This window comes from Pseudomonadota bacterium, from assembly GCA_013285445.1.
Lineage (GTDB): Bacteria > Pseudomonadota > Gammaproteobacteria > Xanthomonadales > Wenzhouxiangellaceae > Wenzhouxiangella.
The window spans coordinates 1,849,264-1,862,454 of the sequence record CP053448.1 but is presented as its reverse complement, the minus strand read 5'-3'; the positions used below and the strand labels follow the sequence as shown (position 1 = coordinate 1,862,454).

Genomic DNA, 13,191 nt, shown 5'->3' with positions numbered 1-13,191 from the left:
GAGACAACCATGGCCATGCTGACCGTACGCAATCTGCCCGACGAGGTTCACCGCGCCCTGCGCGTGCGTGCCGCCGAGCACGGCCGCAGCATGGAAGCCGAAGTGCGCGAAATCCTCGAGGCCGCGATCGCGCCGGAAAACCGGCCGAAACTCGGCTCCCTGCTGGCCGAAATCGGCCGCCAGGCTAGGCTGAGCAACGAAGAGGCCGCCGTCTTCGATGAAGTGCGCGACAAGAGCCCCGCACGCGCCATCGACCTGGAGTGATCATTCTCGACACCAACCTGATCTCCGAGCCGCTGCGCCCGAAACCCGAGGCCCGCGTGCTCGCCTGGCTCGACGCCCAGCCGGTCGAAACCCTGTTCCTGACGGCCATCACCACCGCCGAGTTGTGCGCCGGCATCGCCCTGCTACCCGCCGGCAAACGCCGCAGCCGCCTGCAGGACAGCCTGGAGCAAACCATCCTGCCCCTGTTCAACGGCCGCACCCTGCCCTTCGACCAGACCTGCGCGCCGGCCTACGCCACCCTACTGGCCAAATCCCGAGAAACCGGCCGCGCCATCGCCACCGCCGATGCCTACATCGCCGCCATCGCCCTGACCCACAACCACGCCGTCGCCACCCGCGACACCGCCCCGTTCAAGGCCGCCGGCGTGCAGGTGATTGATCCATGGGAGTGATTACGCTTTACCGGCAACACCGACTTGCTTGCAAGTACAGGGTTATTGAAGGTAGTGACCGCAAGGTAATGCTAAGGGGGATGAATGACGGCCTGGATAAACTGAAGAGGCGTTGTTCCCGTGAGTGGTAAGAAATTGCCGAGCAACTGGGCTTGGTCGAGACTGGGCGACCTGGGGGCATGGTCGGGAGGCGGGACCCCCTCCAAGGCGAACCTAGCCTTTTGGGAAGATGGCTCCATCCCGTGGGTTTCACCAAAGGACATGAAGTTCGGGCGTATTCGAAGTTCCGAGAATTCCATCACCGAGGAGGCAGTAGCCCAGTCTTCTGCCAAGCTTATCCCGGCAAATTCAATCTTGATGGTCACAAGATCAGGAATACTGGCCCATTCGTTCCCTGTTGCTGTCAACGAACCCGAGGTAACGGTCAACCAGGATCTAAAGACCCTGACGCCGGCAGATAACATCAGTCCGGATTTTCTGGCCTGGCACCTGCGGTCGGAAAACTATCGGATTCTCAAGGAGTGCGCAAAGCATGGGACCACGGTAGCGAGTATTGATACTCATCGGCTCAAGAATTTTTCGATCCCGATTGCGCCCCTCAACGAACAACACCGCATCGTCGAAAAGATCGAAACCCTCTTCGCTAAAATCGACAAGGGCGAAGAAGCCCTGCGCGAAGTCCAGAAACTGCTCAAGCGCTACCGCCAGTCCATCCTCAAGGCCGCCGTCACCGGCGAGCTCACCCGCGACTGGCGAGAAGCCAACCAGCACAAACTCGAACCCGCTAGCGACATCCTCGCCCGCATCCTCGAAAGCCGCAGGGAAAACTGGCAAGGGCCAGGAAAGTACAAGGCTCCCAACATCCCCGACACCGCGAACTTGCCAGAGCTGCCTGAGGGTTGGGTATGGGCTCCTCTGGAGGGGCTATGCATGCCAAGAAAGCACGCGCTCAAGGCGGGCCCCTTCGGCAGCGCACTCAAGAAGTCGGATTACTCGGCATCGGGCTACAAGATCTACGGGCAGGAGCAGGTGATTGGCGGAGATTGGACAATCGGGGATTATTTCATTGATGAGGAAAAGTATCAGGAACTTCAGAATTGCAGTGTCTCGCCCCGCGACGTATTGATCAGTCTGGTTGGCACTATTGGCAAAGTGCTCATTCTGCCGCCAGAGTGCGCCCCTGGAATTATCAATCCACGACTGGTCAAAGTATCTCTGGAAGAGAACGTTTACTTGCCAGAGTTCTTCAAGCTCTACTTTGAGAGCAGCTTCCTGAAAGCCCTTTACAAGCTTGATGCACATGGTGCGACGATGGATGTTCTCAACCTCGGAATCATCAGAAAGCTGCCGTATCCCCTTTGTTCACCTGAGGAGCAAAAGTTAATTGTCGATAGAGCGACCGAGGCGCTTGAAAGTGCGGCTGCACTCGAAGTTTGGTGCCAAGCTGAGCTCAAGCGCTCCAACGCCCTCCGCCAATCCATCCTAAAATCCGCCTTCACCGGCCAACTCGTCCCCCAGGACCCCGACGACGAACCGGCCAGCGAACTCCTGGCCCGAATCCGCGCCGAACGTGAGGCCACGCCAAAGTCAAAGTCGCGCCGAAAAGCCCGTGTATGAGGCTCGGACGCCGGTATCCGGCAGCCAGCCAGCTATTGCCAAGCGTATTGTAAGATGGCCGAATATCGTTTCCGAGAAGGGGCAGCCATGGACCTCAACACCATTAAAAAGATGTCCCAGGATGAGAAACTTCGTGCCACGGAGGCGCTGTGGGACGCATTGGCCCACGGCGAATCCGAGCCTCCCTCACCGACCTGGCACGAGGAGACTCTGGCCAGCCGAAAACTAGAGATGGACGCTGGGGAGGCGACTTTTGTCACTCTGGAAGAACTCAAAGCTACGCCAACCGAATGAGCACCAACGAAAACCACCACGCCCTGGTCCAGAAAGTCTGGAACTACGCCCACGTCCTCCGCGACCAGGGCATCTCCTACGGCGACTATATCGAGCAGATCACCTACCTGCTGTTCCTCAAGATGGACCAGGAGCGCGAGGATATTCTGGATCTGCCCTCCCCCATCCCCGCCAAATGGAAATGGAACAAGCTGGTCAACAAGGATGGCGACCCCCTGGAACTGCAATACCGCCACACCCTGGAAAACCTGGGCAAGGAAGACGGCCTGATCGGCACCATCTTCCGCAAGGCCCAGAACAAGCTCTCCGACCCGGCCAAGCTCAAGCGCGTGGTCTCACTGATCGACAAGGAAGGCCCCTGGGTGGGCCTGAACGTCGACGTCAAGGGCGAAATCTACGAAGGCCTGCTGGAAAAGAACGCATCGGAAGTCCGCTCCGGCGCCGGCCAGTACTTCACGCCGCGCCCGGTCATCCAGGCCATGGTCGAGTGCATCGATCCGAAAATCGGCGAAACCGTCGTCGATCCCGCCTGCGGCACCGGCGGCTTTCTCCTCGCTGCCTTCGACCACATGAAGGGCCAGACGCAGGACAAGGACAAACAGGCCGCGCTACGCAACGAAGCCCTCACCGGCGTCGACATCGTCGACGAGGTCGTGCGCCTGTGCGCCATGAACCTGTATCTGCACGGCCTGGGCAACGGCGACAGTCCCGTCCACCAGGGCGACGCCCTGTCCAGCGCCGGCAACGACCGCTACGACATCGTCCTGACCAATCCGCCTTTCGGCAAGAAATCCAGCTACCGCGTCGTCGGCGAAGACGGCCAGGTTACCACCGAGCAGGAAAACTACGAACGCGAGGACTTCAAGTTCACCACCTCGAACAAGCAGTTCAACTTCCTGCAGCACATCATGACCGTCCTCAAGGTCGGCGGCCGCGCCGGCGTCGTCCTGCCGGACAACGTGCTGTTCGAAGCCGGCCGCGCCGGCGAAGGCATTCGCAGGCGCCTGCTCGAGACCTTCAACTTCCACACCCTGCTCCGCCTACCCACCGGCATCTGGTACAGCCCCGGCGTCAAGGCCAACGTCCTGTTCTTCGACAAGAAGGCCCCGGCGAAGCAGGCCCAGACAAAGGAACTATGGGTCTACGACTACCGCACCAACGTCCACAAGACCCTCAAGACCAAGAAACTCACCCGCGAAGACCTCGACGACTTCGTCCACTGCTACAAGACCCGCAAGGAAACCGACCGCTTCCGCCGCTTCCCCATCGAAGACCTGCTCAAACGCGACAAACTCAACCTCGACCTGTTCTGGCTGAAAGACGACAGCCTCGAAGACATCGACAGCCTCCCCGACCCGGACGTCCTGGCCGCAGAGATCACCGCTAACCTGGAGGCGGCGTTGGAGAGTTTTGCGGAGGTTTCGGGGGAGTTGAAGACTCCTGGGTAACGTCCCGGTTAACCGGCGCGGGCTTTGCCCGCGGCCGAGTTGAACCGGTTGTTATGTGATAAGCGTTGGCTAGGCCGCAACAAGACGTTTGACCCGAAACTCTTTACGGTGCTGCTCAGCATTCCAAAGATCATACTGACTTTGCTGGTTGAGCCAACTCTCTGAGGTGGTATCAAAAGCAATCGACAACCGAACAGCCATTTCGGGGCTAATTCCGGCGCGTCCGTTGAGAATAGCGCTCAGGGTTTTTCGGCTGACACCCAAGGCCTTTGCGGCCTCGGTGATAGACAAATCTAGCGGCTCAAGGCAAAGCTCTCGAATAACTTCACCGGGATGTGGTGGATTGTGCATAAGCATAGGGTGCCTCAATGATAATCTTCATAGTCCACGACTTCGGCATCGTCGCCTTCAAACCGAAAGGTAATTCGCCAATTCCCACTAACATCAACTGCCCACGTTCCGGATCGATCACCTTTCAGTTCGTGAAGCCGAAGTCCTGGGAGGTTCATATCCTTCGGTTGTCGAGCAGCATGAAGCCGGCCGAGTATTAGACGGAGTTTTTTCGCGTGCTGGGCCTGAATTCCCGAAGTCTTTCCGGTTTCGAAGAAACGTTTCAGACCCTTGTGCTTGAAACTCCGAATCATGAGGTTCAGTGTAACCCGATCCGTTACAGGTGTCAATCACGTAACGCCGCGGTAAAATGCGCTGTTTTTCAAGCGTCATTTTTCACGCCTTGTTATGTCTCTCTCCACTAGTGTCCGGTTAATAACTGAATAAATTCAACTGGTTAGAAATGTCACCCTGGTCGGATCTGTTTTCGGTGCTCGTAACTGCCTGTTGTAACTGGATTTTTTCGAACAAGGTCAATGAGAAAACCTGTAGCAAAGTGTAGAGCGAGGCATCGACATTCATTCGTTTCTTGACAATGGCAACCAGCACGTAAACGGAGACTGCAATCCAGATCTGCGACTTCACAGCGTTCTCCGATGTTCCGAAGAATCGCTTGATTCGGAGATGCTGCTTGATCCACTTGAAGAACAGCTCGACATGCCAGCGCGCTTTGTACAGCGCACAGATGGTCAACGGCGGCAAGTCGAAGTGATTGGTCAGGAAGACCAGCGACTTTCCAGTGTCGGGATCCTTGAATCGGATTCGGCGCAGATACTCCGGATACTTGCCATGGCTGAGATAGCCGTTGAGCGCAATCGTCTGGTCGCAAATGATGCCAGTGTCTCGGTCGACCGGATTGGAGTACACCCGACGTGCATCGAGATTGCGTTTGGCTCGAGTCACGAAGAAGACGCCTGCGCTGTGCACCGCATAGAGGCGCTCGAAATCGACATAGGCCCGGTCCATGATGTAGAAAGCGCCGGGCTCGATGAGCAGGATATCGAGCACGTTGACATCGTGCCACTTGCCGTCGGAGATATGAACAAAGCTGGGAATGTGGCCCTGCAGATCGAGCAGGGTATGCACCTTGACCGCCGATTTCGTTGTTCGGAACGACGCCCAGGGAAACAGCGACAAACACAGGTCGATGGTGGTGGAGTCGAGCGCGTAGGCGGTTCCATCCCAATCGATATCCAGAGATGTGTCGGCATAAAGCGCGCGAGCCTGCGTGATCAGACGCTGAGCGAAATCGGCATAGATGCGCCAGTCTCGCTTCGCGCCAGCATCGGCCAAGGTGGCACGCTTGATCGGCCCCCTGAAACCCATGTGATAGAGCTTGCCCGACTGAGCCGCCAAACAGACTTCGATATCGCGCAGGCTCTCTCGATAGGCCAGCTGGGCAAATGCCATGACCCGATAGTGCTGAGCACACGACAGCGACTTGACGTATCGGTCGCCCTCGTAACGACTGACGATGCGAGTGAAGGTCGTCCAGGGCAGGACGGCCATCAGCTGGGCGAACAGGGTTTTGCCGGTGTACACGACGGCGATCTCCGGGGCAGGTCCCCGAAAACTGACAGAATCTGGCGTTCAAGTCGACACCACCCCAAAACGCTCGTAACATGCTGATGAAGTTATATTTTCAAGCATTCTTGCCAAGTTTTACCGGACAGTAGTGGCCTGTTATCCCTCGAAGCGATCCTGGAAAACTGCATCGCCGCCGTCGGGTGGCTCGACCAGCAGGAAATCAACCTCCAGAAAGACGGTGATGACGATGGGAAACGGGTCAGTGATCTGGATATCGCTGCTGCCCCACAGGGTCATGACCGGGTCATCGCCGCTGGTGTCAACGGTGTATTCCACCTGACCCAGCGTGAGCGCGTCGCCACAGTCGTTCTGGAAATCGAGCATGTTGCCCGTGGCCGAATAGGGCCCTGCGCCCGTCTCGTCGATCTGCTGGTTCTCGGGCTCGGTGATGGTGACCTGCAGCGCCATGCTGCCCTGTCCGGCGACGGAACTGGAGGCAACCAGCTCCAGCGCGCCTCGCGCCTGCCCCACCACTTCGCCGACATCGGGTTCGGTGTCGTATTTCACCTGCACCAGCTCCCAGCGGCCACCCGGAATGTCGCCACCCGTACCGGCCGGGGTGGAGGCGCCCGGGGACAAGGTGACCGGGGTCAGCGCGCTGATGTCGGGGAATGCACACACCGTGCCCCGCGGGTCGCCAGCCTGCGCGGCAGCCCCCGTGGCCAGCAGAAGCAGACCCGGAAACAAGGTCAGCAGCCTTATCGACATGACGATCCCTCTGATTGCGTCGGCCAGTCACGATACCAGCCCGCGCGGCGCATTTGAATCAAAAGCCTCGGACGCACAACCACTCGGACCCGTCGCGGATGCGAACACGACCGACCCAACCGGTGCCGAAAACCCGGATGCGACCGCCACCGACCCATCCCGTGCCGAAAACCCGTAGGTCGGCCGCGTCCCCGACGGACAACTCAACCCGTGCCGAAAACCCGTAGGTCGGGGCCGCGTCCCCGACGGACAACTCAACCCGTGCCGAAAACCCGTAGGTCGGGGCCGCGTCCCCGACGGTCGAGCTTTGCGGATGCCGGTTGCCTTGGTGCCGGCAAGTCGGGACAATCGGCTAAGGAGCCTCTGAAGAACACTCGTCAAGGAGCAAGGACCGAATGCGCGCGATGGTACTGCGCTCGACCATGGCCATGCGTACCGATGCCAGACCCCTGGAGGCAACGGACTGGCCGGATCCGGAACCCGATGCCGGCGAGGTGCTGATCAGGGTGCATGTCTGTGCGGTCTGCCATACCGAGCTCGACGAGATCGAGGGCCGGGTCGCTGCCTGTCTGCCGATCATTCCGGGCCACGAAGCGGTCGGGCGCATCGTATCGGTCGGGCCCGGGGTGGACGAGACACTGGTCGGCGGCCGGGTCGGCGTGGGCTGGATTCACAGCGCCTGCGGCGAGTGTGAGTGGTGCCGTCGCGGCGAGGAAAACCTGTGTCCGGATTTCCGGGGCACGGGCTGCCATGCCCACGGCGGCTACGCTGAATACATGGCCGTGCCGGCTGCGTTCACGCATCCGATTCCCGATGTGCTGGATGATGTCTCGGCCGCGCCGATGCTGTGCGGCGGCGCCATCGGGCTGCGCAGCCTCAGGCTGAGTGGTCTCGAGAACGGCCAGGTGCTGGGCCTGACCGGCTACGGAGGCTCCAACCACCAGGTCCACCGGCTGGCGAGTCTCGTGTTGCCCGACTCCCCGGTCGTCGTCTGGGCCCGAAACCCCGAACAGCGCCGCCAGGCGCTCGATGCTGGCGCGCAGTGGGCCGGCAAAACCCACGACCACTGTCCGCTCGATGTGCGCGCCATCATTGACACGACGCCGGTGTGGGAAACGGTGCTCGCCGCGCTCGGGCAGCTTGCGCCGGGCGGACGGCTGGTGATCAACGCGATTGCCAAGGAAACCGGTGACCGGCGGCTGCTGGCCGATCTGGACTACCCGAGGCAGCTCTGGATGGAGCGCTCGATCCAGTCGGTCGCCAACGTTGCCCGCCAGGATATCCGCGACTTTCTTGCCCTGGCCGGCGAACACGCCATTCTGCGTCCCGTAACGACCCGGTTTCCGCTGGAGCGGGCGAACGAGGCCTTGCACGAACTCACGAGTGGCCAGGTCCGGGGCGCCAAGGTGCTTGAAATCAGTGGCCAGGCGGCTAGAAAGCGGATCCGGGCTGCTTGAGGAATTCGAGTTCCTCAGGCGTGGATTCGCGCCCGAGAATCGCGTTGCGGTGCGGATAGCGGCCGAAGCGGTCAATGATCACCTTGTGCTTAATCTCGAACTGGTGGTTGTCAGCCGGTGCATGTTCCCGGTACAGCCGTTCGGCGTGCCGGTGGATCAGCCCTGACTCGCTGTGCATGTAGGGCAGCAGCAGAAAGGCGCGCTGGATCGGCTCGAGCGCATCGAGTGCGCCGCCGGCGACCGCCTCCTGGGCCAGGGCCAGCGCCATCGGGTCCTGGGCGAACGCTGCCGGCGTGCCGCGGTGGATGTTTCGGGAGAACTGGTCAAGCACGATGATCTCGGCCAGACGACCCTTTGCGTCCCGGCGCCATTCGAACAGCTCGCCTTGTGCGGCCTGGCCGAGCAGACGGCTGTAGCGCTGCTCGATCTGGCGGTCGAAGTCCGGGTCGGCGACCCACCACATGCGCGGCTCGATTTCCTCGAACCAGAATGTCAGTACTTCGCCTGGCGTCATGGTCGCGGCTTCTCCTTGGTGGTTGGCTGCTGGGCAGATCAGGATACCAGCACGAGAAGATGACCGGATGGTCACCGGTCCGAAACGACGCCTGTCCGGTACCTGGACCCGGCGGATCAGTGGCGTTTCCAGGTCAGGCTGAGCATTGCCCAGCGACCGGGCTCGGCCAGCAGCGGCAGCGTGGGGTCGTCGGCACCGCGCCCGACAACCCGGCCGGTGCGCCAGTAGCTGCGGTCAGTCAGATTGAACAGACCGAAGCTGACTTCAAGATCCTCGCGCGGAAACCAGCGCGTGAGCCAGTCCACGGTGAGATAGCCCGGCGGTGAGAACAGCGGCTCACCCTGCTCGTCGACGAGCTCGCGCTGACCGCGAACGGCGCTGGTGATAATGCGAGTTTCCAGACTGGCTGAGGGCGACATCCAGGCCAGCTCGGCCAGCAGGGCCGGTGGTGACACACCGGGCAGGTTGCGCCCGCTGCCACGGTCCTCGCCCCGGGACCATTCGCCGGCCAGCTCAGCGCTGAAGCCGGCGCCCAGATGCCGGCGCCAGCGCAGCTCGCCGCCCTCGATGCGCACGCGATCGCGATTGATCGACTGGAACACGATGAACCCACTGACCGGGTCAAAACCCAGCGACGCGCGCGTCTGGATGAAGTCTTTGTAGTCGTTGCGGTACAGGGCCAGCTCTGCGAGGGTGTTCACGCCACGCCAGCGCATTCCGGTCTCGATGGTCGTGCCGCGCTCGGGCCGGAGATCCGGATTGGCGATGGCACGGACGTTGAACCGGGCATATTCAAGGCCGATATTGACGTCGCCGAACGGCGGTGCCCGCAGCCCGCGAGCGTACTGGGCAAACCACTCCATGGTCTCGCTGATCGGCCAGACCAGGCCGAGTTTGGGCAGCCAGCGGGTGACGGTCAGCTCGGTCGTCTCGGCGTTGGGGAACGAGGCCTCGAACAGAGGGTCGTCGAGCACCGAGAGGTCGTAGTGTTCGTAACGAATGCCGGGGCTGAGCGTCGGACCGCCGCGCCACAGCTCGATTTCATCGTGCAGATACAGGCCCAGCTCACTGACCCGGCTGCGCGGAAAATCGCGCAGGGGAAAGACCTCGCCGATGATGACAGGTGTCGATTGTCCGGTGGCGCGGTTGGTCTCCAGCCCGTCGCGCTTGTCGAGGATCTCCGAGCGGGTGTACTCGAAGCCGTAGCCGAGGCGGTGTGACAGGCCGAACGCCGGGAATCCGGACTCCAGGTCAGCGCCCAGTCCGGTCATGTCCTGGCTGAACTCGAAGCGCCGGTAGACGTCGACCGGCGTTGGCGCGTTCGGCCGCTGCTCGCGCGATTCCTGCAGCACGTCGCTCGTCTGGCGCCAAAGCCGCCATTGGCCGCGGTCGATCGGCCCGAACGGCTCGAATTGCTGGTCGAGCAGCGCCCGCCACTGGTGCCGACGGTCGTCGCCGAGCAGTTCATCGGTGAACGCCAGTCGGCCGCTGCCGAGCATGGCGCGAACGTCGCTGTCGCGAGTCTCGCGCATGCCGTCCAGGGTCAGGCGCAGCCGCCCGCGGCCGGTGTCCAATCCGCCTCTGATCAGCACCGCGGCATGCTCACGGTCGAGACGGTCACGTGGCGTATCGGTGGGTCGATCGGCCACACCGATCTCTCCACCGCGCTGACCGGCAGCGGCAATCAGCAGGTCGGCACGCTCCCCGCGGTCGGCGCGCACCGCGCTCAGGCGCAAACGATCGCTATCGCTTGCGCCGGTCAGCGCGATACGCTGCCCGCTGTCGCCGGCAAGAACCAGGTCCGGCGTGTCGAGTGTCGTGATCGAAACGACGCCGCCCAGGGCCTTCGACCCGTACAGCGTCGAGGCCGGACCGCGCAGAATCTCGACACGCCGGGCCAGTCCAAGTTCGAGCAGACCGCGCCCGGTGTCGGCAAAGCTGCCGATGGCAAACTGGTCGGCAACGGGTACCCCGTCGATGACCACGCTGCTTCGGTTGCCGCCAATGCCGCGAATGCGAAAGCCGCTGAATCCGAAGCGAGTGCCGCCGCCGTCGACTTCGACGCCGGGTTCGTAGCGCACCAGATCGGCCGGTTCCATCACCATGTCGCGCGCCAGACGCTCCTCGCCGATGACCGTGACCGTGCCGGCGACCTCTGAGAGCCGGCGCGGCTGACGATGTGCCACGACAGTTATGGTGTCGAGTTGACTCGCCTGTTCTACCTGCTTGTCGTCGTCTTGTGCCGTTGCCGGCGCAAACATCAGCATGGCCAGCAGGAAAAAACCAACTCTTTGCATGGGTGGACAGACCTCGGGGCACGCGCCCCGTGTATTCGGGGCGCAGGATGAGTGGTTTACGCTGCCCGGCCGGCTCAGTAGATGTCGTAGCGCGTGTTGTAGTTGTTGAACTTGCCGGTGGGCGTGATGATTTTCTCGCCCTTGATGACGTGCTTGAGCGTGCGCGTCTTGTCGTCAACGACCACAATGGCCGACGCTTCCTCCATGCCCGACCAGACCGAGAACCAGACCTCGTCGCCGGCCTTGTTGTACTCGGGCTGGACGATGCGTTTCGGGCCCGGGCCGAGGTCGGCCCATTCGGCGATCGGCAGGGTTTCATAGCCGGCATCGAGATCATTGATGTCGAACACTGCGACCGACTGGGCGATTTCCTCTTCGGGGTGGAAGGGCGTGTCGACCCAGAGGTTCGCGGACTCCGGATGGGTCTTGACGAACAGTGAACCACCGCCCTGACCCTGCAGGATTCTGACCACCTTGAACGCATGCTCGGGGTGCCCATCGGGGTCGGTGCCGATCATGGTGATATTGGCGTTGCCGAGCGCGCTGGTCACCCAGACCGGGCCGTATTCGGGATGCACGAAGTTGGCGCCCCGCCCCGGGTGCGGGATACGCTCGACGTCGATGAGCGCCTCCAGTTCCCGATCCTTGGCGTCGACCACGGCGATCTTGTCTGATTCGTTGGCGGCGGTCAGGAAGTACCTTCCGCTGGCGTCCCAGCCACCGTCGTGCAGGAACGGTGCGGCGCCGATGGTGGTGACCATCAGGCTGTCGATGTCCTGGTAATTGACCAGCAGGATCTGGCCGGTCTCCTTGACGTTGACAATGAACTCGGGGTGCTTGTGTGATCCGACGATCGCGGCCACGCGCGGTTCCGGGTGGTACTCCTGGGTGTGGACCGTCATGCCGCGGGTCGACACGATCTTCTTCGGCTCGAGCGTCTGGCCGTCCATCAGCACGTAGTGCGGCGGCCAGTAGGCGCCGGCGATGGCGATCTGGTCTTCGTAGCCCTTGTAGCGGGAGTTCTCGACCGAGCGGGCCTCCATGCCGATCTTGATTTCAGCGACCACCTGCGGCGGATCCATGTAGAGGTCGATCAGATCGATCTTGCCGTCGCGTCCGATGGTGGAGAAATATCGGCCGGAGCTGGAGGCGCGCGAGATATGCACCGCATATCCGGTGGGCACGAAGGCGACGACGTCCTTGCTGTCGCCGTCGATGATCGCCACCTGGCCGGCGTCTCGGAGCGTGACCGCGAAGAAGTTGTCGACATCGTAGGCGTGTTGCGGGGAGGCCGGGCGGTCTTCCGGCGCCACGTGGACGGTCCATGACTCCAGCATCTCGGGCATACCCCACTCCGGCGGCTGTGGCGGATCATGCTGCAGGAACTTCGCCATGGCCTCGATTTCCTGTTCGGTCAGTTCACCCGAAGTGCCCCAGTTGGGCATCCCCGCCGGGGAGCCGAAGTTGATCAGGGCCTTGAGATAGTCGGTGCCCTTTTCCTGGGTGATGTCAGTGGTCAGCGGCTTGCCCGTGGCGCCCTTTCGAAGCACGCCGTGACAGCCGGCGCAGCGCTCGAAGTAAATCTGCTGCGAGCGCTGGAATTCCGCTTCGGTCATGTCCGGTGCGCCTGGGGTGACAACACGCCTGCCGCCTTCAATCGGTGAAGGTGCGCCGCGCCAGCCCATTGTGCCTTCGGCGGCGCCCGGGTGGCGCTCACCCTCGGCGCGGTCGGTCAGGCCCAGTTCGACACGCTTGTCCCGCACCATTTGCGGCACCACGTCGCGGCCGTTGTTGCCCCAGGTCGTGAGGACGTAGGAGACAATGTTCGCCACATCGGTATCGGAAAGATAGCCCATGGCCGGCATGACGCCGTTGTAGGTCTGACCGTTGACCTCGATTTCTCCGCTCAGGCCGGTCAGGATGTTGCCGATGACATACTCGGGGTTCTTCTCGATCCTGCTGTTGCCGGTCAGCGGCGGAAACGCGCCCGGAAGACCCGAGCCGTCAGCCTGGTGACAGCTTTGACAGTGAATCCGGTAGGCTTCCGCACCGGCATTCAAGTCGGCCGCCGATGCCTTGGCGACTTCTGCCTCGTGGACGCGAGGCTCGGCCTGCTGCGCGTACCCGTGGCCGGCAATCGCCAGGACAAGCGTCAATGCGCCGCCGAGCACGGCGACATGATGAGTTCTTGATTCAGACATG

13 protein-coding genes are annotated in these 13,191 nt (G+C 61.9%); 6 read left to right on the top strand and 7 right to left on the bottom strand.

Annotation, left to right across the window (positions count from 1 at the left end; translation table 11 throughout):
* Window positions 1-9 precede the first annotated feature (9 nt).
* The 5 genes from HND55_08460 to HND55_08440 all read left to right on the top strand — a co-directional run bounded on the left by HND55_08460 (window position 10) and on the right by HND55_08440 (window position 4,036).
* A complete protein-coding gene (locus HND55_08460; GenBank protein QKK02674.1) occupies window positions 10-264 on the top strand; it encodes an Arc family DNA-binding protein in 255 nt (84 codons plus the stop codon).
* Window positions 261-677, top strand: a complete 417-nt coding sequence (locus HND55_08455; protein QKK02673.1) for a type II toxin-antitoxin system VapC family toxin — start codon at window positions 261-263, stop codon at window positions 675-677. The genes HND55_08460 and HND55_08455 overlap by 4 nt, the downstream gene beginning before the upstream one ends.
* 120 nt (window positions 678-797) lie before the next feature.
* The gene (locus tag HND55_08450) at window positions 798-2,294 is read left to right on the top strand and encodes a hypothetical protein (protein ID QKK02672.1); all 1,497 of its coding nucleotides are present in this window, start codon (window positions 798-800) and stop codon (window positions 2,292-2,294) included.
* A gap of 54 nt (window positions 2,295-2,348) precedes the next feature.
* Entirely contained in the window at window positions 2,349-2,588 is a 240-nt protein-coding gene (locus HND55_08445) for an addiction module protein (GenBank protein ID QKK02671.1), read from the top strand.
* On the top strand, window positions 2,585-4,036 hold the full coding sequence (locus HND55_08440) for an SAM-dependent DNA methyltransferase (GenBank protein QKK02670.1): 1,452 nt from the start codon (window positions 2,585-2,587) through the stop codon (window positions 4,034-4,036). Before HND55_08445 ends, HND55_08440 begins: the two co-directional genes overlap by 4 nt.
* Window positions 4,037-4,105: 69 nt before the next feature.
* On the opposite strand, the gene HND55_08435 is transcribed toward HND55_08440, so the two are convergent.
* The 4 genes from HND55_08435 to HND55_08420 all read right to left on the bottom strand — a co-directional run bounded on the left by HND55_08435 (window position 4,106) and on the right by HND55_08420 (window position 6,721).
* Window positions 4,106-4,393, bottom strand: a complete 288-nt coding sequence (locus tag HND55_08435) for a HigA family addiction module antidote protein (GenBank protein ID QKK02669.1) — start codon at window positions 4,391-4,393, stop codon at window positions 4,106-4,108.
* A gap of 8 nt (window positions 4,394-4,401) precedes the next feature.
* Window positions 4,402-4,680: a peptidase gene (locus HND55_08430; GenBank protein QKK02668.1), complete on the bottom strand. Its 279-nt coding sequence runs from the start codon at window positions 4,678-4,680 to the stop codon at window positions 4,402-4,404.
* Window positions 4,681-4,798: 118 nt separating this feature from the next.
* On the bottom strand, window positions 4,799-5,968 hold the full coding sequence (locus tag HND55_08425) for an IS4 family transposase (GenBank protein ID QKK02667.1): 1,170 nt from the start codon (window positions 5,966-5,968) through the stop codon (window positions 4,799-4,801).
* Between the two features lie 141 nt (window positions 5,969-6,109).
* Window positions 6,110-6,721 (bottom strand): hypothetical protein, encoded by a 612-nt coding sequence (locus HND55_08420; protein ID QKK02666.1) that lies wholly within the window; start codon window positions 6,719-6,721, stop codon window positions 6,110-6,112.
* Between the two features lie 395 nt (window positions 6,722-7,116).
* On the opposite strand from HND55_08420, the gene HND55_08415 reads away from it, so the two are divergent.
* On the top strand, window positions 7,117-8,178 hold the full coding sequence (locus HND55_08415; protein ID QKK02665.1) for an alcohol dehydrogenase catalytic domain-containing protein: 1,062 nt from the start codon (window positions 7,117-7,119) through the stop codon (window positions 8,176-8,178).
* Here HND55_08415 and HND55_08410 read toward each other — a convergent pair.
* From HND55_08410 to HND55_08400, 3 genes are all read right to left on the bottom strand, one after another.
* A complete protein-coding gene (locus HND55_08410) occupies window positions 8,153-8,692 on the bottom strand; it encodes a DUF924 domain-containing protein (GenBank protein ID QKK02664.1) in 540 nt (179 codons plus the stop codon). The two genes, HND55_08415 and HND55_08410, sit on opposite strands and share 26 nt — an antisense overlap.
* Before the next feature lie 116 nt (window positions 8,693-8,808).
* A complete protein-coding gene (locus HND55_08405) occupies window positions 8,809-10,989 on the bottom strand; it encodes a TonB-dependent receptor (protein ID QKK02663.1) in 2,181 nt (726 codons plus the stop codon).
* Window positions 10,990-11,063: 74 nt separating this feature from the next.
* The gene (locus HND55_08400) at window positions 11,064-13,190 is read right to left on the bottom strand and encodes a c-type cytochrome (protein ID QKK02662.1); all 2,127 of its coding nucleotides are present in this window, start codon (window positions 13,188-13,190) and stop codon (window positions 11,064-11,066) included.
* Between the last annotated feature and the right edge of the window lies 1 nt (window position 13,191).